Genomic DNA, 26,144 nt, shown 5'->3' with positions numbered 1-26,144 from the left:
ATAAATCGAGCTAATTAGGGCAAAAAACAGGTTGACCGAAATGGATAGGATCACCGCAACACAAGTGTTTATTGCGATTGTTGAACAGGGTAGCCTGATTGCAGCAGCGGAACGGTTGGATATGTCGAGGGCAATGGTATCGCGATATTTGGCTGAAATGGAAAAGTGGGCAGGAGTTCGCTTATTACATCGTACAACACGTAAAATTGGCCTGACTTCGGCAGGTGAGAGTGTTTATCAACGTAGCCTTAAATTAATGGAATTGACGGAAGGAATACCTGTACAGCAATCTTTGGAAACACAAACCTTGAAGGGATTGTTGCGAGTGAGTTGTTCCCAATCGTTGGGCGTTAGTGCGCTGGCAGTTGCTATTCCTGAATTTATGCGGGTATATCCGCACATTGCCGTCAATCTGCAAATGGATAATAAAGCCGTCAATTTAATAGAAGAACGCATTGATTTGGCGATCCGTATTACCAATAATTTGGAGCCAAATCTGATCGCTCGCCCACTATCGACTTGCCATTCCATTGTTTGTGCTGCGCCGTCTTATTTAGCAGGAAAATCTATTCCCAACAATCCTATGGATTTAACAGCACATAACTGCCTGAACTATAACTTTTTCGGCAAGAGTATATGGGTATTTGAAAAACAGCATGAGCACTATTCAGTCCCTGTCAGTGGTACGCTAAGTGCCAATGAATCTACTGTATTAATGGAAGCTGCTTTGCAGGGAGCTGGAATTACAATGCAGCCTTACTATTCTGTTTCTTCTTATTTGGTGTCAGGGCAATTAGTTGAGTTGCTACCTGATTACCAACCCCAGGCTATGGGGATCTATGGCATTTATACCAGCCGCCAGAATATGCCAGCGACTTTGCGTGCACTGTTAGATTTTCTGGTGGATTGGTTTGCTACATCACCCCATTGGCAGCAATTAATGTTGAAACGCTAATGCCAGTTTTTCGGCAAATAGAGCAGCCTGTTGTTTTAGATGTGTAATGAAAGCCTCTACAGGCTCTGAGGAGGGGCGATGTATGGGTCTGATTAAACTGACTGTAAATGGAATGTCGATACTGAATGGCCGAATGCAAATCTTTGCGCTGTTATCTAAATAATCCAATGCAGTGAGCGGGTTTACGATAGACAGGCCAATACCTTCGTTAATCATGGCACAAATTGAAGCTGCGCTATGGGTTTCCATTACTATCTTGCGGTTGATTTGATGCTCCGTAAAGATTGTATCAATCAGTTGCCTGTAACTGTCTGTGATCGAGAGGCTGATAAATTTTTGATTGTGAAAATCTGCTGGCGTTAGTTGTGATTTTTGACTGAGCGGATGATTAATGGGTAAGACACAAACTTCATTTAGGGTGATCAACGTTTCTCGTTCAGTACCTGCCGGCGTCTGTAAATGTTCGGTTAAGCCAATATCATGGCGTTGTGCTGAAAGCCATTCTTCCAAAAGGGGAGATTCTTGTGGAACGATGGTCAACCTGGCTTCAGGATAGTGTTCGATAAAACTGCAACAGGCTTTTGGCAGCAGAGATTGGGAGAACATTGGCAGGCAAGCGATGGATAACTGCGCCTGTTCAAATTGTCGGATACTGTCAGCCGCATTAATTATTCTTTCCAGTCCATAATAAGAGCGTTGCACCTCTTCGAATAGACGTAATCCTTGCGCGGTGGGAAACAGACGCCCTTTGATGCGATCAAACAATTTCAGTTTCAGTAATTGTTCAAGGCGTGCAAGTTCACGGCTGACGGTGGGTTGGGAGGTTCTCAGTAGTAATGCTGCATCAGTCAGGTTGTTAGTGGTCATTACAGCATGGAAAATTTCAATATGTCGCCATGAACAGGAATGCATAGATTTGTCTCTTTGGGTAAAAAATAGTCATTACCATATCACAAATGAATAGATTATGGCTAAATGGATATTTTTCTTCCTGCCCGATTATTGCCAATAATGAAGGATCTGCTGATTTTATGAGACGACACTGCAATGACTATATCGACTTTCACTTATGACTCAGAGGGACATTTTACCCCTGATAATTTACTCCGTTTACCTATGCAGTATGGAACACCATTGTGGGTTTATGATGGCGATAACATCATCAAGCAAATCAAAAAATTAAAACCGTTTGATGTTATTCGGTTCGCACAGAAAGCGTGTTCCAATACCCATATTTTACGCTTGATAAGAGAGCAGGGCGTGAAAGTTGATGCAGTGTCATTGGGAGAAATCGAGCGGGCGCTCTATGCCGGTTTTCAGCCTGGTCGCGATAAATCAGAAATTGTATTCACTGCGGATGTGATCGATGAGGCAACCTTGTCGCGTGTTATTGAGCTGGATATTCCGGTCAATGCCGGTTCTATTGATATGCTGGCACAGATAGGTGAACGTCAGTCTGGACATCCGGTTTGGTTACGCATTAATCCCGGATTTGGGCATGGGCATAGCCAAAAGACCAATACTGGCGGCGAAAATAGCAAACATGGGATCTGGTTTCAGGATCTTCCTCTGGCAATTGCAAAAATTCATCAATATGGTTTGAAATTAGTGGGACTGCATATGCACATTGGTTCAGGGGTGGATTATCAGCATCTTGCCAATGTCTGTAATGCTATGGTAGAGCAGGTCATGCTATGCGGGGAGGATATTCAAGCCATTTCCGCAGGCGGTGGTTTATCCATTCCCTATCAGGAGGGTGAAGAATCAGTCGATACCGAACACTATTACAGCTTGTGGCATGAGGCTCGCCAACGTATTGAGCAGCATCTAGGGCATCACATTGAGCTGGAAATTGAACCTGGTCGTTTTCTGGTGGCGGAATCTGGGATCTTGATGGCGGAAGTACGGGCAGTTAAATCTATGGGCAATCGGCGTTATGTGCTGGTGGATGCGGGTTTCAATGACTTAATGCGTCCGGCAATGTATGGCAGTTATCACCCTATTTCTGTATTGTCGGTAAACGCGCTGTCGGAAACCACATCGTTAGAAACTACCTTGTTAGAAACCATCGTTGCGGGACCGTTATGTGAATCAGGCGATGTGTTTACACAGTTGGAAGGTGGAGAGGTTGTATCACGCATGTTGCCCCCTGTTAGTGTTGGGGATTATCTGATTTTTCACCATACCGGCGCTTATGGTGCTTCTATGTCTTCAAATTATAATAGCCGCCCTTTGATCCCTGAAATTTTGTTTACTCAGGGAGAGGCGCGTTTGATCCGCCGTCGCCAGACAATCGAAGAGCTATTATTGCTGGAAGCCATTTAAAATAAGTATCCTTTGGCATAGTCCTATCTTTCATATACAAACCCCCTGAGAAAAATCAGGGGATTTTTTGAGTTTTTATCCACTTTTCTGATCTCAATAATCAATATTGCATTGGTACGGTAAAATGTTTCAAACTAACGCAGAACAGTGACCCTATGAAACGTTTAATCGAGCAAATCTAGGCGACAGCCGACGAACAAAATGTCTCATCAATTTCACCGCCTCTTTAGCCAATCATATAGGGCAATCTATGGTGTAATCACTCAAAACACCTGCGGATAGTGATTATTGTCCCATGAACAAGAACCCCTTTCTATCTAGCGACCAATTTTTCATCTTAGTCCATGTGATACACCATATTGCATATTTGAAAAATCCCTTATGTTCTTACTTGTTTAAGTATTTATACGCATTAAACTTCGAGTTGGCATTGACAACATTATATGAAACCTAATATTTCCCCGCGAAGCGGGGAGATATCACACGCATCTTGAAGTTAGATTGGTATATAAAAATGAATTTTAATTTTTATTATTTTAAGATTGAATTATTTTCACTTGTATAAATGTTGTTGTTCTAATTGTGATTATTCATCATGAAAAATCGAATTCAACCTTAAAATTAAAATTATGTTATTGTGATGACTTTTTTTAAAAAATATAGAATATTATTCTATTTATCATGTGTTTTATTTTCGTTGAATGACTGTTTATTTTTTCTATGATTATTTGGCTCTAACATACATGCATTCTATATCAACTGATTAACTTTCTATGAAAAATAAATTTTACTCTATATTGTTCATTGTGTTAATGGCTTTTCTTTCTATGGGGGGATTGATCTCATCAGATATATTTCTTCCTGCCTTGAGTAAAATGGGGGAGTATTACAACGTTAGTGAATCTAATATACAAAGTGCGATAGCTATATTTCTATTTTCCATAGCTTTTTCTCAACTTATTTATGGTCCATTGAGTGATTGTTTAGGAAGGAAGAAAATTCTCCTTTTTGGCATTATGATGTGGTTGATTTCTACTGTTTGTATTTTCTACAGCACACATATCAGTGAATTGTTGTTGTTGCGTTTATTTCAGGGGATAGGAGCTTGTGCCGGTATTACATTAAGTCGTGCCATCATTAATGATTTAATGGAGAAGGAAGAGGCTGCGAGTTTGTATCTAATCATCTTTCCTTTTGTTGGGATGTCACCAGCAGTAGCACCAATGATCGGTGGAGTCCTTAATGAACATTATGGCTGGAAAGCTTGTTTCTTATTCCTGACTTTATTTATAACAGTCACACTTATATTAAGTTTATTTATATTGAAAGAATCACTACCAGTAGAAAAACGTCAAAAATTGAATGTTAGGAGTGTATTTAATAATACTTATTATTTACTCATAAATAAAGAGTTTCTCTATTATGCAGCAATACCTTGTTTTGCTTATGCGGCATATTTTTCTTATTTGATAGAATCACCTTTTATTCTTACAACTATGGGGTTACCAGAGAAATATATTGGCTACACTTATATCACACTCTCTTTGAGTTATGTATTGGGTAATATGACAGCTAAGAAATTAAGTCATCAACGAAGTTTGCGAAAAACGATCTCTCGTGGCTATATATTCTTTGCCGTTGGAGGTATTGCTTTCACAATACAAATGTTTTTAAGTCCTTATCCATTGTTAACCTCTGTGATAACAATAGCAATATTGACTTTCGGCAATGGTTTTTTGCTACCACTTGGTACGGCATCGGCAATCGCTACAAATGCACAAATTGCAGGAACTGCTTCTGGGGTGATGGGAACATTACAATTGGGCAGTGCAGGATTAGCATCACTCCTTATCGGTTATAAATAAACTTTCATAATAACGATACACTCATTTTTTTCATTCCCGGTTGTTGCCCGAATGAAAATGCAATCATAAATTCTTCAACGCACGCTAAGAGTTGCCACATATACTGACAGCAATGATTTCGGGTGACGGTTTCATGCAAGGATTGCCACAAGCGTTCAATCTTATTTAGCCATGGCGAATAGACCGGTAAAAATAACAGGTTAAATTGAGGATTTTGTTTTAGCCATTCCCTGACCTTATGGCTTTTGTGAATACCATAATTATCCAAAATCAACGTGATACTTTTGGCTTGACGATACTGACGATTAATTTTCTCTAACATATTGATAAATAAATCAGCGTTTTTCTTTATACCACCGACATAAGTCACTTGACCTGTTCGGACATCAAGGCAGCCTGCAAGGTAGTGCTTTTGGTTTTTCCCCGGTGTCATCACGCGTTTTTGTTGTCCTTTTAGACACCAGTCTGCCCCGATTTTAGGATTCAGATCGATATCGACTTCATCTTCATAAAAAACAAGATGTTGCTCTGATGCGTTGGCTAAGGCTTCGGTGATTTTTGCCATTTTTTCGTCATACTCCGGATCAGGCTTTTTGACAGTAGGCGCCGCTCTTCGCCAGACAATACCCACCTGACAAAAGTAACGATAAAGCGTACTTTTCGACAGTGATACCCCTAATAATTCATTGATTATCTGAGTGATAAGTTCAATACTCCAGCGTGAACGCAAACAGTCAAAATCCTGCGGGGAGTGTGATAATAAGAACGACAACAAGCTAAAAATCGGGGCTAAATTCCATCGAGTAGGCCTTCCTCTCGGTAAGCTTTTTAATCCTTCCAGCCCATATAACGTTAACCAATTTATCCAACGATGGACGGAAGAACGTGAACAATGAAGGGTTCTGGCGATGTAAGAAACGGTCTGACCTTCATGTAACATCAAGAGTGCCATGAGTCGGCGGGCGTAATCTTTATCCCGGGTTTTATGAATAAATTTTTTCATCTGACGTCGTTCATTTCGGGGTATTGGTGCTATGATTCGCATCACTCAGTCCATTTTGGGATTTTTTTGATTTGGCGATTAATCAGATCGCAAAAATTGGACTGAGTTCCCTTCAAGTGATCTACTATTTTGAAAGCTTATTTAGAGGAAATGATGTCTGAACGGGGAATTGCCGTTGATCACGCTACGCTCTCTCGTTGGGTTCATCTCCTGGTTCCGTTGATCGTGAAACGTTATCGGCGAAACAAGCCTGACGTTGGGCGTCGGTGGCGCATGGATGAAACGTTTATCAAAATCAAAGGGCATGGCGTTACCCCTATCGGACGGTGGATTCAGACGGTAATAGTGGCGCCAACAAAGCGGCAGTGGGCGAATTAAACCAGGGTTCGGGGATGTATTGGTTATGGCGCATGATGGGGGTCTTCCAAATGAAAAATCAGAAGCCGTAGCGTGCAGGAGCCGAATGGATGGAACAAGGCGAGATCACCGGACGTTTACCAAGGAATGTCATTTTTGATACACAGTGAGCAGTCATATCTCTAAACAAACAACCCCGCTGTTTATCTGGCAGCAGGGCACTTGTTTTAACTACAAATTTACTTGACGGAAAAACAGTGTCAAAGAATACGATTCTTCTCTAACTGTGCCTGACGGGCGGTTTCCCTCGCCATGCGTTTTTTACGGGCATCGCAAGGTTCAGGACAATCACACACTTTTTCTACGCCGATGCTTCCCAAACCACCACAGCTTCCCTGAATGCTTTTGCGCTTAAAAATATAACCCAGCGCCATGCCAGCAAAAGCCAGCAAGAAAAAGATAAAAGTGGCAATAAAGACTTCCATCGCCTTTTCCCCCTTTCTTATTTCTTCTGTAAGTATGCCTTAAAGGCGGTATTATAACGCTCTTCAAAGCCGTCTTTGGTTTTGACGATCATAAAGACCGGAATATTCAGCTTCTCAGCCACTTCCATGCCCTTCTCTGGTCCCAATACATCCAGGCCAGTAGAAAAACCATCAGCGCTCATACAAGTTGGTGCTATCACGGTAATTGAAACCAAATTATGCGTTATTGGCTTGCCGGTTTTCGGATTAATGGTGTGAGAATAACGCACGCCATTCTGTTCAAAATAGTTGCGGTAATCACCCGATGTTGCCACAGACATATTGCCCGGCTCAATAATCTCCTGAGCACTCTGCGCCATGCCACTATCCGATGGTTTTTCAATCGCTATCCGCCATGGATTTCCTTTGCCATTGTTGCCCGATGTGCGAACTTCACCGCCAATATCAACCATGTAATTTTTGATATTTTGGGATTCCAGATACTCAGCAACAACATCAACGCCATAACCTTTGGCGATGGAAGAGAGATCAACATAAAGCTCAGGGATGGATTTAACCAAATTATTGCCTTCAACAGACAAATTATCGATCCCCGTCCAGGTGCGGCGCATCGCTAATTCTTCATCCGTCGGTGCCTTGGTAATGCGCCCTTCCGGCCCAAATCCCCACAGATTTACCAGTGGACCAACAGTCACATCCAGTGCACCTTCTGTCAGTTTATTGATGCGAATAGCTTCCTTGACAACTTTTGCTGTAGCGGCAGATACCGGAAATGGTTTATTCACTTCACGGCTTTGATTAAAACGACTCAATTCAGAATTTGGCCGATAAGTAGACATCTGATCGTTCACTTCTTCCAGCAGGCGATCGATCTCTTTTTGCAGGTTTTCTGGGGCAGGTGTCGATGCATCAGCAACATATTTGACGGAGTAATAAGTCCCCATCGTCTGCCCATTCAGGTTTTGCTGTTTAGGGCCACCACATGCCGCCAGCATCATCATTGCAAACAGCAATGCTCCCCAGTTGATCATTTTTTTACTCAGCATAACTTACTCTTTCTGGCTTATTTTGGCTGTTTCTAAATCGCAGCGCCCACAAAATGTGGGCGCTTGTCGTTAAATCATGTTAGCTGCAACCCAATATTTATTGGGTATACCATCAGCCGCCGAAATCATCCAACATGATGTTTTCATCTTCTACGCCAAGATCTTTCAACATCTTAATGACCGCAGCGTTCATGACTGGAGGTCCACACATATAGAATTCACAGTCTTCGGGCGCTGGATGATCTTTCAGGTAGTTCTCATACAGAACATTGTGGATAAAACCCGTATAGCCATCCCAATTATCTTCCGGCAGAGCATCTGACAATGCCACGTGCCATGTGAAGTTCTCATTCTCCGCTGCCAGCTTATCAAAATCTTCGGTATAGAACATTTCACGCTTAGAACGCGCACCATACCAGAAGGAGATTTTACGTTTGGAGTTTAAACGGTTAAGTTGGTCGAAGATGTGAGAACGCATTGGTGCCATACCTGCACCCCCGCCGATGAAGATCATTTCTGCATCAGTATCTTTTGCGAAGAATTCACCAAATGGGCCAGAGATCGTCACCTTATCACCTGGTTTCAGCGACCAAATATAAGAAGACATGATACCCGGAGCAACATCTGGATTTCTTGGTGGAGGCGTTGCAATACGGACGTTCAGCATGATAATGCCATGCTCTTCTGGATAGTTCGCCATTGAATATGCACGAACCGTCGGCTCTTTGACTTCAGAGACATAACGGAACAGATTAAATTTATCCCAATCTTCACGATACTCTTGTGGAACATCATAATCCGCATAACGGGCAACATGGGGCGGACATTCAATCTGAATGTAGCCACCAGCACGGAATGGCACCACTTCCCCATCAGGAATTTTCAGCTTCAATTCTTTAATGAAAGTCGCTTTGTTATCGTTGGAGATAACTTCACATTCCCACTTCTTAACACCGAAAATTTCCTCTGGCAGTTCGATTTTCAGGTCCTGTTTAACATTAACCTGACATGCCAACCGGCAGCCCTCTTTTGCTTCGCGCTTGTTGATGTGGGAAAGTTCCGTTGGCAGGATATCACCACCGCCTTCCTTAATTTTCACCCGGCACTGGCCACAAGAACCACCGCCACCACACGCAGAAGAAACGAAAATCCCCTGATTGGAAAGCATACCCAATAATTTATCGCCGGCAGGAGCAGAGAAACTTTTATCCTCATCACCATTGATTTCAACTTTTATATCCCCGGTGTTCACTAACTTAGATTTTGCGAACAAAATCATGGCCGTTAGTACCAACACAATCAGGGTAAACATGACTACGCCTAGAATAATTATATCCATGAATTCTTCTCGCCTTTAGAGCTGCACACCGGAAAAGGACATGAAGCCCAATGCCATCAAGCCGGTGGTGACAAAGGTGATCCCCAATCCTTTCAGACCTGCTGGAACATCCGCATATTTCATTTTTTCACGGATAGCAGCCATCAGAACAATTGCCAGCATCCAGCCCATACCTGAACCAAAACCATATACGATGGACTCACTGAAGTTATAGTCACGCTGTGCCATAAATGAAACGCCACCGAAAATCGCACAGTTCACCGTAATCAACGGCAGGAAAATTCCCAATGCGTTGTAGAGTGTCGGCACATAACGGTCTAAGATCATTTCCAGGATCTGTACCAGTGCAGCAATGACACCAATAAAGGTAATGAAGTTCAGGAAGCTCAAATCCACCCCATCCATCAGCGCTCCATCACGGAGAACCAGATTGTAGACGAGGTTATTGGCAGGAACGGAAATTCCCAATACGACGGTTACAGCCACACCGAGGCCAAAAGCCGTCTTAACGTTCTTTGATACCGCCAAAAACGTACACATACCGAGAAAGAAAGATAACGCCATATTCTCGATAAAGACTGCGCGGACAAACAAACTAATATAATGCTCCATTTTGTTTGTTACTCCTTCTCAACCTGCGCAGGCTTCAGAGTCCGTAAACCCCAAATCAGCATACCAATAATGAAGAATGCGCTCGGTGCCAGCAGGAACAAGCCATTGGGTTGATACCAACCACCATTCTTGACAGATTCCAGCACCGTAACACCGAACAATTTTCCTGAACCAAACAGTTCACGCAAGAAACCAACCAGCAACAGAATGACGCCATAGCCCAAACCATTGCCGATACCATCCATAAAACTTTCAACCGGTGGTGCTTTCATGGCATAGGCTTCAGCACGTCCCATAACAATACAGTTCGTGATGATAAGGCCCACAAACACCGATAACTGTTTGGAAATTTCGTAGGCATAAGCCCGCAAAATCTGGTCTACGACGATAACCAAAGATGCAATGATCGCCATCTGTACGATAATTCGCACACTGCCAGGAATATAATTACGAATTAATGAAATAAAAAAGCTAGAAAACGCGGTTACCAGGGTAACTGCAATGGTCATAACTAACGCAGTTTCCAATTTGGTAGTCACAGCCAGCGCTGAACACACCCCCAAAACCTGCAATGCAATGGGGTTATTATCAAACAACGGCCCAAGCAGGACTCGTTTTATTTCTTTACTATCAGCCATCTTTCAAGGCTCCCTCACGTACTTTTTTCAGGAACGGGCCAAAACCGTTATCACCCAACCAGAAATCAAACATATGCTGAACACCGTTAGAAGTCAGGGTTGCTCCGGACAGCCCATCTACACCGTAAGGGTTATCACCGGCACCACCACGGACGATCTTAAGTGCCGGCATACCTTGCGGGTTATAGAGTTTTTTACCTACCCACTGCTTGCGCCACTGTGGGTTATCAACTTCACCACCCAAACCAGGGGTTTCACCATGAGAGTAGTAAGTGATGCCGTGAGATGTGACACCATCGATATCAATGGAAATAAAGGCATACATCATTGACCACAGGCCAGAGCCGTATATTGGCAAAACCAGCTCCGTCGTTTTACCGCTCTCATCCTTAACCAGATAGATTTCGGCCATATTGGCGCGGCGGCGGATCTTCGCCAGATCTTGTTCTGGTAACAAAGCAACACTGGTTTCGTCACTGCGCAAGGCATTATTCAGGTCAAAATTACCCGCGCTTTCTTGCAACGTTGCTGTTTTCAAATCGAGCAATTCAGGCTGAATGCGGCTGTTATAGATTGCTTTGATTTCCGCCGCTGTCATGTCCGGTTTTAGCAAGCCCGCGACATCCAGAATATTACGCTGCTTATCCAGCAGCTTTTGCTCCTGCTGCTGCGCTTTCAACCCTACAGCTGAACCGGCAACCACAATCGAACAAACAAGGCACAGCACAAAAACAACGAGGAATGTTCTGCCGATGCTATCATTATTTTTTGGTTTATCATTAGCCACGGGCTTTTCTCCGCTTAATATTGGCCTGTACGACCAGATAATCGAACAGTGGCGCGAACAGGTTAGCGAACAAAATCGCCAACATCATTCCTTCTGGGTACGCTGGGTTTACCACCCTGATCAAAATACACATAGCCCCGATCAGAATGCCATAGGCCCATTTGCCTTTATCCGTAAACGCTGCGGAGACAGGATCAGTCGCCATAAAGATCATACCGAAAGCGAAGCCTCCCAGAACCATATGCCAGTACCACGGCATAGCGAACATGGGGTTAGTGCCAGAACCAATTGCATTAAACAGATAAGACGTCGCGATCATACCGAGCATCACACCAGCAACAATGCGCCATGAAGCAATACGGGCAAACAGGATGATGGCACCACCAATAAAAATCATCAAAGTGGATACTTCACCGATTGAACCAGGAATGTTACCCAGGAAAGCATCCATCCAGGTGATTGGCTGTCCGGTAATGGTATTGATCAGGCCGTGACTACCCGCAGTAGCCCATTGGGATAACGGCGTTGCGCCAGAAAAACCATCAGCCGCAGTCCAAACCAAATCACCTGAAATCTGTGCCGGATAAGCAAAGAACAGGAAAGCACGTCCCGCCAAGGCTGGGTTCAGGAAGTTACGCCCCGTACCACCAAAGATCTCTTTCGCAATCACCACACCGAAAGTAATCCCCAAAGCCGCCTGCCACAATGGCAGTGTTGGTGGCACAATCAATGCGAACAGAATGGAGCTAACAAAGAAACCTTCATTGATTTCATGTTTGCGGATAATGGCAAACAAAACTTCCCAGAAACCACCTACGACAAACACAACCGCATAAATTGGCAGGAAGTAAGCCGCTCCCAATAGCATTTTACTGCCCCATCCTGCATCTGGTGTTAATGACGCACCAAGATACTGAGCCAGCATGTAATGCCAATCAGAAGCCAAAACCTGCTGTAAGGCATCGCCGTTATATAAATGAGTCAGAGCAGGTATTGCCTGATTTCCGACGTTATACATGCCCCAAAACATCGCAGGGAAAACTGACAGCCACACCAAGATCATCATGCGTTTGAGATCGATGGCATCACGGACATGGGCATTCCCTTTTGTCACGGTGCCCGGCGTATAGAAAACGGTGCTTACTGCCTCATAGAGAGGATAATACTTCTCCAGTTTGCCACCGGCCTCAAAGTGGTGCTCTACTTTTTCAAATAAATTTTTCAGGCCCATGAATTACCCTTCCAGCTCAATCTTAGTCAGCACTTCACGCAGTACTGGACCGTACTCATATTTGCCTGGACAAACATAGGTACACAATGCCAAATCTTCTTCATCCAGCTCCAGACAACCCAGCGCCTGAGCGCTATCAGTATCACCTGCAAGCAAATCACGCAGCAGATGAGTTGCCATGATATCCAGTGGCATGACACGCTCATAGTTGCCAATGGGCACCATAGAACGTTCTCCACCGTTTGTTGTGGTTGAGAAAGCAAAACGTTTCTTTTTCAGGAAGTGGCCGATTGTGGTACGGGTAATCGAGAACTTATTCGCGCCCGGCGCAATCCAACCAAACAGCTCCTTTTCCCGCCCTTCAGCAAGTACAGAAACTAACGTATGGAAGCGGCCAAGATAATGGCGAACGTCATCGGATTTTGTACCATAGAGCACGGAACCAGAAACAATACGGTTTTCGCCCTCTTGCAACTGATTTTGCGTCAATTCCAGCAAATCAGCCCCCAATCGAGTACGTATCAAGCGCGGTGATTTAACTTGTGGCCCTGCCAGGGATACCACACGATCAGTATAAAGCTCACCCGTGGTAAACAATTTGCCGATAGCAATGACATCCTGATAACCCAGATGCCAAACCGTTTTTTGAGCACTAACAGGTTCAATGAAATGAATATGCGTACCTGCCAAACCCGCTGGATGGGGGCCAGAAAACTGGTTATAGGTGATTTGAGCGTTATTTCCCACTGTTGGAATATTTCCAGCGCCGTGGCAAACGTGGATTTTCCCCTCTGTCAATCTTGACAGAACATTCAGACCATCAACAAAAGCCTCTTCCTGAGTTGCAATAACGACGAGTGGATCAGCAGCCAGTGGCTGGGTGTCCATTGCCGTAATAAAGATTGCCTTTGGTGTGGAACCGGGAACCGGGGTACGGCTGAAAGGACGTGTACGCAACGCTGTCCATAATCCTGACGCCAGCAGATTTTTCTCTACTTGTTCACGGCTTAAGCCAGTAAGTTCAGCACGTTCATAGCGATCAAATGTGACTTTCTCATCGCCATTCACTTCAATAACAACGGATTGCAAAACACGACGTTCACCACGTCCAATAGTGACCACTCTCCCGCTTGCGGGACTAGTGAAAACAACCCCTGGATTCTTCTTGTCTTCAAAAAGAATTTGCCCTTTTTTGACATGCTCACCTTCCTTAACCAGCATAGAAGGACGCATTCCAACATATTCTTCACCGAGTAAAGCAACATGGCGAATTGCCGGACCATCTTCTATAACTTGGGCAGGCGCTCCTGCTATTGGGAGGTCGAGTCCTTTTTTAATTTTAATCATAAGATTTGCACAAGTTTATCAGTTAAATCATATACTACAGATTACCTTGCGGTATTGCCGTTAGGTAATGCAGCGACTCTAATAATACAAAAAACCTTGAGCAATATATGTCTCAAGTTATTCACTCCGATAATCGTTACAAAGTTTCTCTTAATTTTCGCCGGGGTAATTCTAACACCTCCCCTACTGACTGTCTGATTAATCAAGTGACACAGTTCAAGCAAATCAAAATAATTTCTCTGCTAAACCGTCAACCACTCGATAAAGACGAACGCTTCTATCACTTTTCTCTACGTCAGGACGATTTTCATTCAAATATTGCGGTAGAAATTTAACGAAAGCAGCAGAAAAATAATGACAATGACTTGTTTTGGAAAAAATTACGGCCCGCCTATGCGTAAATAGCATTACTGCCACAGTTAACGTAATAGGCGGACAATATGTTATTAATGTAAAAACAGAAAACCAATCACCCTTTTGGAACCGCGAATCAAATTACTCTCTCTCCAAGATGAAATAGCGCATAGTCACCTGATTCAATACGATGCCAAACTTCATTTCCGGTTAAAGGTTGGGTGGCAATCACAGATACGACATCCCCTGGCTGGGTGTGCTGCTGGAAATCAATTTCAACATCCTGATCGAGTAATTTAGCCCTGCCGAAAGGAGCACGACGAGTAATCCAATGCAATTGCGTCGAACAGTAAGCCATAACGAACTGCCCGTCTGACAACAGCATATTGAAAACACCTTGCTTTCTCAGTTGGTTCGCCAGGGAAGCAATAAATTTAAACACCGCAGGCCAATTGGAAGGTCGCTTAGGATATTTCAACGATAGTTGATGCAATATCCAGCAAAATGCCCATTCACTGTCTGTCTCACCCACCGGCCGGTAATTACCCGTTTTCAACTTACTGTATCCCTTAAGTTGACCATTGTGGGCGTAAGTCCAATACCTTCCCCACAGTTCACGGGTAAAGGGATGAGTATTAACCAGGGAAACATTACCACTGTTTGCCTGACGAATATGGGCGACAATCACTTCTGATTTGATAGGATAGCCTTGTACAAATCGAGCTACAGGTGAATAACAACTGGATTGGTGATCTTTAAACGTCCGGTATCCCAATCCCTCATAGAAGGTAACTCCCCAACCATCCTTATGTGGACCGGTATGTCCGCCACGCTGAATGAGTCCACTCAAACTGAATACGATATCTGTTGGCACGTTGGCACTCATGCCAAGTAATTCACACATTGCCTACCCCTAACGCCGATTCCTAACGAAAAGCAATCAGGCTTTTACCATTTCTTTTTCAATCAATTGAATCAAGATATGAATGACTTTGATGTGGATCTCCTGAATACGATCGGCATAACCAAAATGTGGTACTCGAATTTCAACATCTGCTGTTCCTGCCATTTTTCCGCCATCCTTGCCAGTCAGTGTAATGACTTTCATACCTTTGGCACGGGCGGCTTCAACGGCTTTAATGATGTTGCCAGAGTTTCCAGAAGTTGAAATACCCAGCAGGACATCGCCTTTCTGACCGACCGCTTCAACATAACGGGAAAATACATAGTCATAACCAAAGTCATTGCTTACGCAAGATAAGTGGCTAGGATCAGAAATGGCAATGGCCGGGTATCCCGGACGATTTTCACGGTAGCGGCCTGTCAATTCTTCCGCAAAATGCATAGCATCACAATGTGAGCCACCATTACCACAGGAAAGCACTTTTCCTCCTGCCTTGAATGAATCAGCTAGCAAAACCGCCGCTTTTTGAATGGCGTCGATATTTGCATCATCATTGAGGAAGTTAGCCAACGTATCTGCGGCTTCGGATAATTCACTGCGGATCAGTTCTTGATACATGGAACTCATTCTCCTGAAAAGTCTTCGGGATTAATATAATGTCAGCCAACAAGTGTAACGGATTCCCCTATCTGAAAGAAGATATCATCACAGCTTGAAAAAATTATCGTTTGCAAAACCAACACGACTTTGTGAGCTAGATTGTAATTAAGATGTAAATATATTGATAAATGCGCTTTCCTCATCTAAAAAAGAAGAACATCACAACAGGTCAGACCTCTGACAACTCAACCTGAGATTTACAGGAGTTTTACTATGACCGCTTTCAGCATTATCTTATTTTTAGTCTTGATTGGCGGACTTTGTTACCACAAAGTCAGCATGACGCTTAGCAGCTTGCTGCTTGTTGCCTATACGTTCGTTATGAGTATAACTGGCCTTTGGAGTTATTGGTTGTTGTTACCACTGGTCATCGTCCTATTCCCTCTTGTCTTTACACCTGTACGTATATCTTTATTCTCTGCACCTGGCCTAAAAGCCTTCCGTAGGGTTATGCCAAGCATGTCCAAAACAGAGAAAGAAGCCATTGATGCAGGAACGACATGGTGGGAAGGCGATCTATTCCGTGGTAACCCTGACTGGCAAAAACTGCATAACTATCCAAAGCCACAGTTAACTGCTGAGGAACAAGCATTTATTGATGGTCCGGTAGAAGAAGCCTGCCGCATGGCAAATGATTTCCAAATCACCCACGAACTGGCTGACTTACCACCAGAGCTTTGGGCCTACCTGAAAGAACATCGTTTCTTTGCCATGATCATCAAGAAAGAATATGGTGGTCTGGAATTTTCCGCTTACGCCCAATCTCAGGTATTGCAAAAACTGGCTGGCGTATCAGGTATTCTGGCAATTACTGTTGGCGTACCTAACTCTCTGGGGCCGGGTGAATTGCTGCAACACTATGGCACAGACGAACAGAAAAAACGTTATTTGCCTGGCCTAGCCCGTGGTGAAGAAATTCCCTGCTTTGCTTTGACCAGCCCAGAAGCCGGTTCAGATGCAGGAGCTATTCCTGATACGGGTGTTGTCTGTATGGGAGAATGGCAAGGCGAGCAAGTGCTTGGTATGCGCCTGAACTGGAATAAGCGTTACATCACCCTTGCTCCTATCGCCACCGTGCTGGGATTAGCATTTAAACTGTATGATCCTGATCATCTGTTGGGTGATACCGAATCATTAGGCATTACCTGTGCCTTAATCCCAACCAATACACCGGGCGTTGAAATTGGTCACCGCCATTTCCCTCTGAATATCCCATTCCAGAATGGCCCAACGCGGGGTAAAGATATTTTTGTTCCTATCGACTACATCATTGGTGGGCCAAAAATGGCAGGCCAAGGCTGGCGTATGCTGGTTGAATGTCTGTCTGTTGGTCGTGGCATTACCTTGCCATCCAACGCAACAGGGGGATTAAAAAGCGCAGCTATGGCAATCGGTGCTTATTCCTATATTCGCCGTCAATTCAAGTTGCCTATCGGTAAAATGGAAGGTATCGAAGAACCATTGGCACGTATCGCAGGTAATGCTTACGTGATGGATGCGGCTGCAACCATGATCACCAGTGGTATCATGTTGGGCGAAAAACCTTCAGTTCTGTCTGCTATCGTGAAATACCATTGTACGCACAGAGGCCAACGTTCCATTATTGATGCGATGGATATCGCTGGCGGCAAAGGTATCTGTCTTGGACCCTCTAACTTCCTTGCTCGCGGTTATCAAGGGGCACCCATTGCTATCACCGTTGAAGGTGCGAATATCCTGACCCGCAGCATGATCATCTTTGGTCAGGGTGCAATCCGTTGCCATCCTTATGTACTGGCTGAAATTGCCGCCGCAGAAAGCAACAATGTGAAACACTTTGACAAAGCGCTGTTTGGTCACTTAGGCCATGTTGCCAGTAACACGCTGCGCAGCCTGTGGCTTGGTATCACCAAAGGCAGAACCAGCCGTTCACCAGTCAATGATGCAACTCGCCGTTACTACCAACAAATCAACCGCTTAAGCGCCAACCTTGCCCTGCTCTCTGATGTTTCAATGGGCGTATTGGGAGGCAGCCTGAAACGCCGTGAACGCATTTCAGCACGTTTGGGGGACATTCTGAGTCAAATCTTCCTGGCTTCTGCCACGTTGAAACGCTATGAAGACGAAGGACGCCAGAAAGAAGATTTCCCATTGGTGCAATGGGCAGTAGAAGATAGCCTGAATCAGGCTGAACATGCTATGAATGACTTGCTACGCAATTTCCCTAATCGTTTGGTTGCAGGTTTGATGCGATTGATTATTTTCCCATTGGGACGTGTACATACTGCACCATCCGATAAATTGGATCACAAACTGGCTCAGATATTACAGACTCCTTCCGCAACTCGTAGCCGGATTGGACGTGGGCAATATCTGACACCAAGTAAACATAACCCTCACGGGTTACTGGAAGAAGCATTGCACGATATCATCGCCGCAGAGCCAATCCATGTTCGCTTGAGCCGCGAAGCAGGTAAGACACTGAGCTTCACCCGTCTGGATAAATTAGCTGAACAGGCTCTGGCTGAAAACAAAATCACTCAGGAAGAAGCAGAGATCCTGAAACGTGCCGAAATCAGCCGATTGCGTTCAATCAATGTCGATGAATTTGAGCCGGATGCATTTGCTGTACCCCATGCAGCAAAAAAGCCTGAAAGTCAGCGTCAAGATAAAGCCGCCTGATGCTGATGCTGACCAGAAAACCTGATTTATACAAATATGGGATAAAAAACGGGGCAACGGGGCAACAACGCCCCGTTTTTATTCATAAAATACCACCTACTCTGTAGGTATTTAGTTATGAATAAAGTATATGGAATATACTATTCTGATGTTCTTTCCTATATAAACAGAAGAATTATTAATCTAAAAAGAAATTGAAATGGTTAAAAAAACTCTTTTTGTTGGTACTATTATCTTTTAAGGTGTTAGCCTTTGAAGAATCTACTGAGATTATGTGTTTTGCTTCATATGGTGAAAAACCAATAAATAAAAAATATATCACGTTGTACTCAGAATTTGTGTTCATCCCCTTTTTGTATATATGCGTTAAAAGTGAGGAAAACGGTGATATGATTTATCGCGTATTATTTTGTAAAATTAAAATTATTTAGGTATCCACCATCACGTAATATTACCTCTATATGGTTAACCATTTTATTCTTTCTTAATTTACTTTCTAATTTTTGTGTCTTTATCACCGATTAAATAAATTGAGCTGCCGACAAGAACAATAATAGTGATAATAATTGCTACTTTCATTGGATCATGGTGAGATATAAATAAGCTTTCAAAATAGTAGATCACTTGAAGGGAACTCAGTCCAATTTTTGCGATCTGATTAATCGCCAAATCAAAAAAATCCCAAAATGGACTGAGTGATGCGAATCATAGCACCAATACCCCGAAATGAACGACGTCAGATGAAAAAATTTATTCATAAAACCCGGGATAAAGATTACGCCCGCCGACTCATGGCACTCTTGATGTTACATGAAGGTCAGACCGTTTCTTACATCGCCAGAACCCTTCATTGTTCACGTTCTTCCGTCCATCGTTGGATAAATTGGTTAACGTTATATGGGCTGGAAGGATTAAAAAGCTTACCGAGAGGAAGGCCTACTCGATGGAATTTAGCCCCGATTTTTAGCTTGTTGTCGTTCTTATTATCACACTCCCCGCAGGATTTTGACTGTTTGCGTTCACGCTGGAGTATTGAACTTATCACTCAGATAATCAATGAATTATTAGGGGTATCACTGTCGAAAAGTACGCTTTATCGTTACTTTTGTCAGGTGGGTATTGTCTGGCGAAGAGCGGCGCCTACTGTCAAAAAGCCTGATCCGGAGTATGACGAAAAAATGGCAAAAATCACCGAAGCCTTAGCCAACGCATCAGAGCAACATCTTGTTTTTTATGAAGATGAAGTCGATATCGATCTGAATCCTAAAATCGGGGCAGACTGGTGTCTAAAAGGACAACAAAAACGCGTGATGACACCGGGGAAAAACCAAAAGCACTACCTTGCAGGCTGCCTTGATGTCCGAACAGGTCAAGTGACTTATGTCGGTGGTATAAAGAAAAACGCTGATTTATTTATCAATATGTTAGAGAAAATTAATCGTCAGTATCGTCAAGCCAAAAGTATCACGTTGATTTTGGATAATTATGGTATTCACAAAAGCCATAAGGTCAGGGAATGGCTAAAACAAAATCCTCAATTTAACCTGTTATTTTTACCGGTCTATTCGCCATGGCTAAATAAGATTGAACGCTTGTGGCAATCCTTGCATGAAACCGTCACCCGAAATCATTGCTGTCAGTATATGTGGCAACTCTTAGCGTGCGTTGAAGAATTTATGATTGCATTTTCATTCGGGCAACAACCGGGAATGAAAAAAATGAGTGTATCGTTATTATGAAAGTTTATTTAGGTTAACACCTACCCCGGCTTTACTAGATACTATAACAATATTGTTAGCATACATTCCACCTAGAGCTTTAGTGTCTATTGCCAGAGCTGGTTTATTTATATCATCATTACTACCTTGTAATACAAAAAGATCTTTACCACGAATTTTGCCATTTAACTCCAGAGCCTTACTTACAATAGCAACACTATCTCCGCCATTATATCCATCTAACCCTTTTTCTCCAATAGTAATTTTACCAGTCTCCACTATAGACATAAGTTGTCCATTAGGATCTAAAGCAGGCTTACCCGTAGTTATAGTTATATTAACGGCATTACTAAAACTTCCACCGTTAGCTGTAATACCATTTGGATTAGATATTAAAACATCAGCCTTTTTACCAGCTATTTCTAATAATCCATTTAATTGAGATTGATTTCCACTAGTCACTTCATTGATGATAAGTTTAGCTGGATTGTTTAAATTAGGGTTTTTATTTATTTGGCCGGCTAATTGAGATCTAATTTGGTTTAATGAATTATTTAAAACCGCACCTTGAGTATCTACATTGAAATCTTTATAAGTATTATAAGAAATACCACGATTATCTGGAGTAGATATATTAACAACAGGTATATTATTAATGTTTTGAACTTGTGTTCCAGAATTATCTGAAATTATTGGATTGGCAAAAGATGAATTTAGAGAACATAATCCAGCAAAAAATAAAGCAAGTTTGATATTTGTTTTCATAGAAAAATCCTTCCGTTATAATTAAAGGTTAAATGAAGTAGACCAATAAATAACTAGATTATCTGGTTTTAAATAATTAGGATAATTTAAAGGTTTACCTACACTAAAGGAAATGTTACTTATTTTATTGTTTAAGTTTAATCCAAGTGACGTTCCTGTTAAGTTACCTCCATCTGAAGATCTAGCCAGTTCTCCTTTAATCCAACCAGTATCTAATGAGCCATTAAAAGAAAGCTCCCCAAACTTTGGAATGTTTACCAATTTCCAATTAATCTCATTTCTCCAATAACCTCCTAAATTTCCAGTAATAAATTTATCTTTAAAACCTCTGACAGAATAAAGCCCCCCTATGGATAATTTTTCGCTAGAGTAAAGACTATTTGGACTAGTTTGAGCATAAGCAGAAGTTAAATAATAAATATTATTAGTTATAGGTTTAAAATAGCTGGAATTAACACTAACTTTGTAAAAGTTACTTTTTGGAGAATGTTCAAGGTTGTCATCTTTAGTTGCTCCAAAAATAGCTAATCCTTTTGTTATTGTAGGGTTAAATCTAAAATAACCTCCGAATAACATGGAGCTATAATTAAGGCCTAAATTTACTGTGCTTAAATTTGAACTGCTGGATATTTTATAATCCCCTAAGATGTTTTCAGTTTTACGAGATGTAAAACTCACATTTAAACCTAACTTTTGTTTTCCATCTCTATATAAAACTCTATTTGCTAATATAGAATGAGAGTTACCTCTGCTTGTATAACGAATCGTTCCAAAATAATTAATAGGAATACTTTGGAACGATTCATTTTTTGAATATTGGTAACTAAACAACCAATAGCCGTAAGGTATACTTACCCCTGAGTTAATATACCAATTTCTGTGACTATTTTTAAAATCGGTATCTTTACTGGCAAAAATTGTCCAAGAATCAGCTAAACGAAACACATTATCCAATTGCAAAAAGGTATTAACTTGATTTTCGCCTTTACTTTTTTGCCCATTATTATCATAAATTAAATTTATGCTTAGAGGTAATTTAAAAGGATTTATTTTTAAAATAACATCAGAGTATCCTACTTTAGCAGAAGGTTGAATATCAATTTTAACTTGGTTAGAGTGCAACCTATTTAATTGTTCTAATCCTTGTTCTATATCTCTTAGGTTAAGTATTTTTCCTTTCATATTAGGAAAAATCATTTTTAATGCTAATAAGTCTCCACCATCAATATTTAAATTATCAATTTTCCCTTCAATAACAGTAATAATAAGATTACCTTTAAATATACTCTGTGCATCTTGTTGTCTCAAAAAAGCTCTAGAAGTAATATAACCTTTTTCCATGTAATAAACAGATATGGTATTGATTAAAGAATCAATATCTTTATTTGTCATACATTTAGAAATATTTTCCTTTATTAGTTTTTCTTGATTGGATTTTGGATAGTGTATAGCGTTTTCTATGGAGATAGTGTTAATTACTTGACAAAGTAATTTATCATCTAAGGTAGATAATTATTTTGGTTTATCTACTTTAATATCTAATCCTAAATCTTGTTGTTTTTGAGATTCTTCTAAAATATCTTTCTGTTTTTGTTTGATAATTTCTTGATCTGCAGGACTTATACTGGGTAAGTTATCAGGAAAAGATAAGGTTTTTCCTGATATTAACAAAAACAAACAGAGGGAAATGTTAACGTATGTTTTAATTTTCATATTATTAGAGTGTTAAACTAATCCTTATTAAAAATATTAATTACATAAAAATAAGTGACTTGGCATTAAAAGTATGGTCACGAATAGTAAATAACATTATAATTATACAATTACGTTCGTATTAATTTTCATTGCTACATTCCTCTTAATATTTTTTAATGAAAATATTATCACTGATAGTCAGAAAATAATTAATATTTTAAATAAGAATAGAAGTCAATATAGATTATTTAATGGTAAAGTAACACATTTTATGTATATTTATATAAATAATTAAAAATTAATAATAAGTTAATATCCTGTTGTTTTTTACACTATGTTAGATTTTTTTTACAGAAGAATGTACTGATGATATCACCGTAAAAATATTTTTTAGACTGTCGGTAATTATCAATATTCCTGAGTTTTCTGCCAGTAATAAGTGAACAGTTGCCAAAACGGTCCATCAAATTGTCCGAATTTATTAAAACACAATACTCTTATAAGTTTGACGTGAGTCGGGTAGTGCTGTGGGGGCAAAGCTTTTATCTGACAGGCTTACGTGCGTTTTCTGGCGATCAGCGTTGTACTGATAACCGATGTTTAGCTGGAATTATTAATTCATTAGTACATATATAAAAAGCCCGCTATTAGCACTGACTTATGAGATTCTCTCAGTGTTAATAGCGGGCAAAATCGTAACCCAATCAGTTACATTTAAAATCATCCCAACTATGGGAATAATGCTTGCGTTTCATAAATGCGACCGCAGTCAAAGGGGGACTACGATCCAGCAATGGCGATAAGTCACCGTCAACAATATTGGTGGATTCATAAAAGAGAACCTTTTCAAGCTTTTTTAGGTTTCTTAAAGGCTTGAGGGATTCAATCTCATTGCAGTTATTGATAAAAACCTCTTTCAGGTTTTCAAGCGTTTCCAGTTGATTGATATGGGTAATCTTTCTACATGTGTTTATATCCAACTGTTCCAGTTTTGATAGGTGCTCTATACCATCCAATGACGTTAAACCCCTTAAATTGGCAATGCGTAATCTCCTGATGTTTTTTAGATATTCCATTCCTTCAAAAGATTTCAGCCTTGAGTTCAGCAAACCCAGTATTTCAAGTTTGGTTAATAATTGCAGTGGCTTTAAATCATCATAAGGGTATTTATTAATAAAAAGATCTTTTAATTTTCGGCATTCAAACAGGGAGTCTGATTTTTTTCGCCATTCAAGGCCACATCTTTCAAGATCAGGAAAATTTTCAAACCGTATCGGTGTATTACAATAGGTGTCGATACCTAGAGACTTTAATCGTTTCAAAACATGGATTGAATCAATCGATTTGATATTAAATCCTAGGATATCTATTCCAAGCAGATCAGGAAATGCATCCAGCGGGGGGAGTTCACTCCCCTGCCATCCTTTTGCAGAATTAAACTCAATCTCGGTGCAGCCTTTTCTTAATATGTCCTCTTCTATTGTTTTATTCCATTCTGAGCGCACAACGGCCAAAACACCATATCGCCCTTCTTCATAGATGACGTTTGACTTATTCATTAGATGCCTTCTGTTTGGACCAATCGGGTTAACCTTATTTCCCAGATGGCTAACATCCTTTGTTCCAGCGGAGCCAGTCTGCAAAAAGTGGTTCAGAATGGGAGAATAATAGTATGTCGGTTCAGGTCGGGCTACAACGTACCATACGGTTCTTCTTCATAAGCGATATCAGAATCAGTTAGAAGGTATTCCCATTGGAATTAATCGTATAAGAGTATAATTCATATAAAAAAGGCTCGCCGATAAGCGAGCCAAATTTGTTTTTTTAAGGTTGTTCAAAAGTCTTGCAGTTTTTTCTCAATGGCCAGAATAATTTTCTCAGCCTTGAGTGATGAAAAAGGAATAGCATGTTTGGCAAATTTCTCCGCTGCCATGCGCACAGCTTCGCGCAATGCCCCCACAATAAACTCACGGATACCTTCGCCATCAGCCACACTTTGTGGTACGGCAATTTGTATTACCACCCCTTTTCGTTTTTTGGAAAAGTAGCCATATTTAAGACCTTCAAAGTCCACACCTAATATAGACCCAGGAACAATAAATATGGGGTTAATAAAGGCTTCTTTTCCACTATCATAACCTTCATCTCTTTCTTTTGCCGCTGTAATTGATGTAGTGCGTAAAGCTAACTTAATTGGTGAGCCATCAAGGTTTGGCCCACCAAATTGATTTCCAATTGTTATCATTATTCACCTTTTGCTTTTTTAGTAGCTTTAGCCCAAGGTTCTCGATTGAGCGGTCCAGGATTCTTAGTCACAAGTTCTCTTTCTAACTTTAGCATATCAGTTCGAGAACCGGAATGAATAACGTTTATTTCTTTATCTGTCATATACTTATTTGTATATCGTTTACTGGGATTTTGTGAAATTCCATATTTTAGAAATTCGCCTTTATCTGTTGACAGCTCATAAAGATAAGCTGGTTTTGGTGAGTGTTTTGAGTTGCCATGAATGGCTTTTACAGCCGCCTTCCCGCCTTTTCCAAGCGCTTTTCCGGGAGGCCCGAAAATTCCTGCACCTGCCGCCGCAATATTTGTCCATGTCGGGTCTTGGTAGGCTTCATAGAACCCTTTAACTCCACCAACGATAGGGGTGTAATCCAGTGCGGTATTGGCCACTTCTCCCCACTGGCCTGTTGGGTTAACTAAGTTAACGGGGTCGTTGCCGGTATAGGCATAGAGGTTCAGGCCATCCTCTGTTCCAGCGGAGCCAGTCTGCAAAAAGTGGTTCAGAATGGGAGAATAATAGTATGTCGGTTCAGGTCGGGCTACAACGTACCATACGGTTCTTCTTCATAAGCGATATCAGAATCAGTTAGAAGGTATTCCCATTGGAATTAATCGTATAAGAGTATAATTCATATAAAAAAGGCTCGCCGATAAGCGAGCCAAATTTGTTTTTTTAAGGTTGTTCAAAAGTCTTGCAGTTTTTTCTCAATGGCCAGAATAATTTTTTCAGCCTTGAGTGATGAAAAAGGAATAGCATGTTTGGCAAATTTCTCCGCTGCCATGCGCACAGCTTCGCGCAATGCCCCCACAATAAACTCACGGATACCTTCGCCATCAGCCACTCTTTGTGGTACGGCAATTTGTATTACCACCCCTTTTTCTTTTTTGGAGAAATAGCCATATTTAAAACCTTCAAAGTCAGGTTTTGATATTGAACCGGGTACGATAAAGACGGGATTGATAAAAGCCTCTTTGCCGCTATCATATTCCTCATCCCTTTCTTCTGTTGCAACACCTGATGTAATGCGTAATGCCAGTTGAATTGAGGAACCATCGAGTTCTGGTCCTTTGTAATGATTTCCAATCGTTATCATTATTCACCTCTTGCTTT

At 41.5% G+C, this 26,144-nt stretch carries 25 protein-coding genes and 1 pseudogene; 7 read left to right on the top strand and 19 right to left on the bottom strand.

Annotation, left to right across the window (positions count from 1 at the left end; translation table 11 throughout):
- Positions 1-40: 40 nt before the first annotated feature.
- The gene (locus tag WDV74_RS12130) at positions 41-955 is read left to right on the top strand and encodes a LysR family transcriptional regulator (RefSeq protein WP_338883032.1); all 915 of its coding nucleotides are present in this window, start codon (positions 41-43) and stop codon (positions 953-955) included.
- Here WDV74_RS12130 and WDV74_RS12125 read toward each other — a convergent pair.
- On the bottom strand, positions 938-1,867 hold the full coding sequence (locus tag WDV74_RS12125; RefSeq protein WP_338883031.1) for a LysR family transcriptional regulator: 930 nt from the start codon (positions 1,865-1,867) through the stop codon (positions 938-940). The two genes, WDV74_RS12130 and WDV74_RS12125, sit on opposite strands and share 18 nt — an antisense overlap.
- 135 nt (positions 1,868-2,002) lie before the next feature.
- On the opposite strand from WDV74_RS12125, the gene lysA reads away from it, so the two are divergent.
- Positions 2,003-3,280 carry a diaminopimelate decarboxylase gene (lysA, locus tag WDV74_RS12120; protein ID WP_338883030.1) on the top strand — a complete coding sequence of 426 codons (1,278 nt, stop codon included), beginning with the start codon at positions 2,003-2,005 and terminating at the stop codon, positions 3,278-3,280.
- Between the two features lie 773 nt (positions 3,281-4,053).
- Entirely contained in the window at positions 4,054-5,145 is a 1,092-nt protein-coding gene (locus WDV74_RS12115) for a multidrug effflux MFS transporter (protein ID WP_338883029.1), read from the top strand.
- A 4-nt stretch (positions 5,146-5,149) separates the two neighbouring features.
- Here the strand turns inward: WDV74_RS12115 and WDV74_RS12110 are convergent, their stop codons facing one another.
- Positions 5,150-6,190 (bottom strand): IS630 family transposase, encoded by a 1,041-nt coding sequence (locus WDV74_RS12110; protein WP_338883023.1) that lies wholly within the window; start codon positions 6,188-6,190, stop codon positions 5,150-5,152.
- A 99-nt stretch (positions 6,191-6,289) separates the two neighbouring features.
- Between WDV74_RS12110 and WDV74_RS12105 the strand changes: the two are divergent.
- Positions 6,290-6,495: pseudogene (locus WDV74_RS12105) on the top strand (DDE-type integrase/transposase/recombinase); the annotation flags it as partial.
- 270 nt (positions 6,496-6,765) lie between these two features.
- Here WDV74_RS12105 and nqrM read toward each other — a convergent pair.
- From nqrM to WDV74_RS12065, 8 genes are all read right to left on the bottom strand, one after another.
- A complete protein-coding gene (gene nqrM / locus WDV74_RS12100) occupies positions 6,766-6,990 on the bottom strand; it encodes a (Na+)-NQR maturation NqrM (RefSeq protein ID WP_074020165.1) in 225 nt (74 codons plus the stop codon).
- 17 nt (positions 6,991-7,007) lie between these two features.
- Positions 7,008-8,036, bottom strand: coding sequence for an FAD:protein FMN transferase (locus WDV74_RS12095; RefSeq protein WP_338883028.1), 1,029 nt, complete (start codon positions 8,034-8,036; stop codon positions 7,008-7,010).
- Between the two features lie 112 nt (positions 8,037-8,148).
- Positions 8,149-9,375, bottom strand: coding sequence for an NADH:ubiquinone reductase (Na(+)-transporting) subunit F (gene nqrF, locus WDV74_RS12090; RefSeq protein ID WP_273558922.1), 1,227 nt, complete (start codon positions 9,373-9,375; stop codon positions 8,149-8,151).
- Between the two features lie 15 nt (positions 9,376-9,390).
- On the bottom strand, positions 9,391-9,987 hold the full coding sequence (gene nqrE / locus WDV74_RS12085; protein ID WP_189758046.1) for an NADH:ubiquinone reductase (Na(+)-transporting) subunit E: 597 nt from the start codon (positions 9,985-9,987) through the stop codon (positions 9,391-9,393).
- 8 nt (positions 9,988-9,995) lie between these two features.
- The gene (locus tag WDV74_RS12080) at positions 9,996-10,625 is read right to left on the bottom strand and encodes an NADH:ubiquinone reductase (Na(+)-transporting) subunit D (RefSeq protein ID WP_047769693.1); all 630 of its coding nucleotides are present in this window, start codon (positions 10,623-10,625) and stop codon (positions 9,996-9,998) included.
- Positions 10,618-11,412, bottom strand: coding sequence for a Na(+)-translocating NADH-quinone reductase subunit C (locus WDV74_RS12075; protein ID WP_273558917.1), 795 nt, complete (start codon positions 11,410-11,412; stop codon positions 10,618-10,620). The genes WDV74_RS12080 and WDV74_RS12075 overlap by 8 nt, the downstream gene beginning before the upstream one ends.
- A complete protein-coding gene (locus WDV74_RS12070; RefSeq protein WP_273558915.1) occupies positions 11,405-12,643 on the bottom strand; it encodes an NADH:ubiquinone reductase (Na(+)-transporting) subunit B in 1,239 nt (412 codons plus the stop codon). Before WDV74_RS12070 ends, WDV74_RS12075 begins: the two co-directional genes overlap by 8 nt.
- 3 nt (positions 12,644-12,646) lie before the next feature.
- Entirely contained in the window at positions 12,647-13,990 is a 1,344-nt protein-coding gene (locus tag WDV74_RS12065) for a Na(+)-translocating NADH-quinone reductase subunit A (RefSeq protein WP_273558913.1), read from the bottom strand.
- A gap of 107 nt (positions 13,991-14,097) precedes the next feature.
- Here WDV74_RS12065 and WDV74_RS12060 point away from each other — a divergent pair, with 107 nt between their 5' ends.
- Positions 14,098-14,325, top strand: coding sequence for a hypothetical protein (locus WDV74_RS12060; protein WP_338883027.1), 228 nt, complete (start codon positions 14,098-14,100; stop codon positions 14,323-14,325).
- A 155-nt stretch (positions 14,326-14,480) separates the two neighbouring features.
- Here WDV74_RS12060 and WDV74_RS12055 read toward each other — a convergent pair whose 3' ends face one another.
- Both WDV74_RS12055 and lpcA read right to left on the bottom strand, forming a co-directional pair.
- Entirely contained in the window at positions 14,481-15,248 is a 768-nt protein-coding gene (locus tag WDV74_RS12055) for a class II glutamine amidotransferase (protein WP_338883026.1), read from the bottom strand.
- Positions 15,249-15,284: 36 nt separating this feature from the next.
- Positions 15,285-15,866 carry a D-sedoheptulose 7-phosphate isomerase gene (lpcA, locus tag WDV74_RS12050; RefSeq protein WP_074020173.1) on the bottom strand — a complete coding sequence of 194 codons (582 nt, stop codon included), beginning with the start codon at positions 15,864-15,866 and terminating at the stop codon, positions 15,285-15,287.
- A 255-nt stretch (positions 15,867-16,121) separates the two neighbouring features.
- Between lpcA and fadE the strand changes: the two genes are divergently transcribed.
- Both fadE and WDV74_RS12040 read left to right on the top strand, forming a co-directional pair.
- Positions 16,122-18,569, top strand: coding sequence for an acyl-CoA dehydrogenase FadE (fadE, locus tag WDV74_RS12045; RefSeq protein WP_338883025.1), 2,448 nt, complete (start codon positions 16,122-16,124; stop codon positions 18,567-18,569).
- A 698-nt stretch (positions 18,570-19,267) separates the two neighbouring features.
- Entirely contained in the window at positions 19,268-20,308 is a 1,041-nt protein-coding gene (locus tag WDV74_RS12040) for an IS630 family transposase (protein ID WP_338883023.1), read from the top strand.
- Here WDV74_RS12040 and WDV74_RS12035 read toward each other — a convergent pair.
- The 7 genes from WDV74_RS12035 to WDV74_RS12005 all read right to left on the bottom strand — a co-directional run bounded on the left by WDV74_RS12035 (position 20,303) and on the right by WDV74_RS12005 (position 26,127).
- The gene (locus tag WDV74_RS12035; RefSeq protein WP_338883022.1) at positions 20,303-21,052 is read right to left on the bottom strand and encodes a filamentous hemagglutinin N-terminal domain-containing protein; all 750 of its coding nucleotides are present in this window, start codon (positions 21,050-21,052) and stop codon (positions 20,303-20,305) included. The two genes, WDV74_RS12040 and WDV74_RS12035, sit on opposite strands and share 6 nt — an antisense overlap.
- Before the next feature lie 21 nt (positions 21,053-21,073).
- Entirely contained in the window at positions 21,074-22,468 is a 1,395-nt protein-coding gene (locus WDV74_RS12030) for a ShlB/FhaC/HecB family hemolysin secretion/activation protein (RefSeq protein ID WP_338885606.1), read from the bottom strand.
- Between the two features lie 96 nt (positions 22,469-22,564).
- Positions 22,565-22,765 carry a hypothetical protein gene (locus WDV74_RS12025; RefSeq protein ID WP_338883020.1) on the bottom strand — a complete coding sequence of 67 codons (201 nt, stop codon included), beginning with the start codon at positions 22,763-22,765 and terminating at the stop codon, positions 22,565-22,567.
- A gap of 686 nt (positions 22,766-23,451) precedes the next feature.
- Entirely contained in the window at positions 23,452-24,306 is an 855-nt protein-coding gene (locus WDV74_RS12020; RefSeq protein WP_338883019.1) for a hypothetical protein, read from the bottom strand.
- A gap of 275 nt (positions 24,307-24,581) precedes the next feature.
- Positions 24,582-24,992, bottom strand: coding sequence for a hypothetical protein (locus WDV74_RS12015; RefSeq protein ID WP_338883018.1), 411 nt, complete (start codon positions 24,990-24,992; stop codon positions 24,582-24,584).
- Positions 24,992-25,525 carry a hypothetical protein gene (locus WDV74_RS12010; protein ID WP_338883017.1) on the bottom strand — a complete coding sequence of 178 codons (534 nt, stop codon included), beginning with the start codon at positions 25,523-25,525 and terminating at the stop codon, positions 24,992-24,994. The genes WDV74_RS12015 and WDV74_RS12010 overlap by 1 nt, the downstream gene beginning before the upstream one ends.
- A gap of 191 nt (positions 25,526-25,716) precedes the next feature.
- Positions 25,717-26,127 (bottom strand): hypothetical protein, encoded by a 411-nt coding sequence (locus WDV74_RS12005; RefSeq protein ID WP_047686686.1) that lies wholly within the window; start codon positions 26,125-26,127, stop codon positions 25,717-25,719.
- Positions 26,128-26,144 lie beyond the last annotated feature (17 nt).

The organism is Xenorhabdus sp. TH1 (assembly GCF_037260955.1).
In the GTDB taxonomy this organism is placed as follows: Bacteria; Pseudomonadota; Gammaproteobacteria; order Enterobacterales; family Enterobacteriaceae; genus Xenorhabdus; species Xenorhabdus griffiniae.
This window is presented reverse-complemented; position numbering and strand designations above follow the sequence as displayed.

Bases quoted from the DNA above. Each gene is read 5' to 3' on its own strand.
- WDV74_RS12130 (WP_338883032.1), top strand. From the start codon at position 41: ATGGATAGGATCACCGCAACACAAGTGTTTATTGCGATTGTTGAACAG.
- WDV74_RS12125 (WP_338883031.1), bottom strand. From the start codon at position 1,867: ATGCATTCCTGTTCATGGCGACATATTGAAATTTTCCATGCTGTAATG.
- lysA (WP_338883030.1), top strand. From the start codon at position 2,003: ATGACTATATCGACTTTCACTTATGACTCAGAGGGACATTTTACCCCT.
- WDV74_RS12115 (WP_338883029.1), top strand. From the start codon at position 4,054: ATGAAAAATAAATTTTACTCTATATTGTTCATTGTGTTAATGGCTTTT.
- WDV74_RS12110 (WP_338883023.1), bottom strand. From the start codon at position 6,190: ATGCGAATCATAGCACCAATACCCCGAAATGAACGACGTCAGATGAAA.
- nqrM (WP_074020165.1), bottom strand. From the start codon at position 6,990: ATGGAAGTCTTTATTGCCACTTTTATCTTTTTCTTGCTGGCTTTTGCT.
- WDV74_RS12095 (WP_338883028.1), bottom strand. From the start codon at position 8,036: ATGCTGAGTAAAAAAATGATCAACTGGGGAGCATTGCTGTTTGCAATG.
- nqrF (WP_273558922.1), bottom strand. From the start codon at position 9,375: ATGGATATAATTATTCTAGGCGTAGTCATGTTTACCCTGATTGTGTTG.
- nqrE (WP_189758046.1), bottom strand. From the start codon at position 9,987: ATGGAGCATTATATTAGTTTGTTTGTCCGCGCAGTCTTTATCGAGAAT.
- WDV74_RS12080 (WP_047769693.1), bottom strand. From the start codon at position 10,625: ATGGCTGATAGTAAAGAAATAAAACGAGTCCTGCTTGGGCCGTTGTTT.
- WDV74_RS12070 (WP_273558915.1), bottom strand. From the start codon at position 12,643: ATGGGCCTGAAAAATTTATTTGAAAAAGTAGAGCACCACTTTGAGGCC.
- WDV74_RS12065 (WP_273558913.1), bottom strand. From the start codon at position 13,990: ATGATTAAAATTAAAAAAGGACTCGACCTCCCAATAGCAGGAGCGCCT.
- WDV74_RS12060 (WP_338883027.1), top strand. From the start codon at position 14,098: ATGTCTCAAGTTATTCACTCCGATAATCGTTACAAAGTTTCTCTTAAT.
- WDV74_RS12055 (WP_338883026.1), bottom strand. From the start codon at position 15,248: ATGTGTGAATTACTTGGCATGAGTGCCAACGTGCCAACAGATATCGTA.
- lpcA (WP_074020173.1), bottom strand. From the start codon at position 15,866: ATGTATCAAGAACTGATCCGCAGTGAATTATCCGAAGCCGCAGATACG.
- fadE (WP_338883025.1), top strand. From the start codon at position 16,122: ATGACCGCTTTCAGCATTATCTTATTTTTAGTCTTGATTGGCGGACTT.
- WDV74_RS12040 (WP_338883023.1), top strand. From the start codon at position 19,268: ATGCGAATCATAGCACCAATACCCCGAAATGAACGACGTCAGATGAAA.
- WDV74_RS12035 (WP_338883022.1), bottom strand. From the start codon at position 21,052: ATGAAAACAAATATCAAACTTGCTTTATTTTTTGCTGGATTATGTTCT.
- WDV74_RS12025 (WP_338883020.1), bottom strand. From the start codon at position 22,765: ATGAAAATTAAAACATACGTTAACATTTCCCTCTGTTTGTTTTTGTTA.
- WDV74_RS12020 (WP_338883019.1), bottom strand. From the start codon at position 24,306: ATGAATAAGTCAAACGTCATCTATGAAGAAGGGCGATATGGTGTTTTG.
- WDV74_RS12015 (WP_338883018.1), bottom strand. From the start codon at position 24,992: ATGATAACAATTGGAAATCAATTTGGTGGGCCAAACCTTGATGGCTCA.
- WDV74_RS12005 (WP_047686686.1), bottom strand. From the start codon at position 26,127: ATGATAACGATTGGAAATCATTACAAAGGACCAGAACTCGATGGTTCC.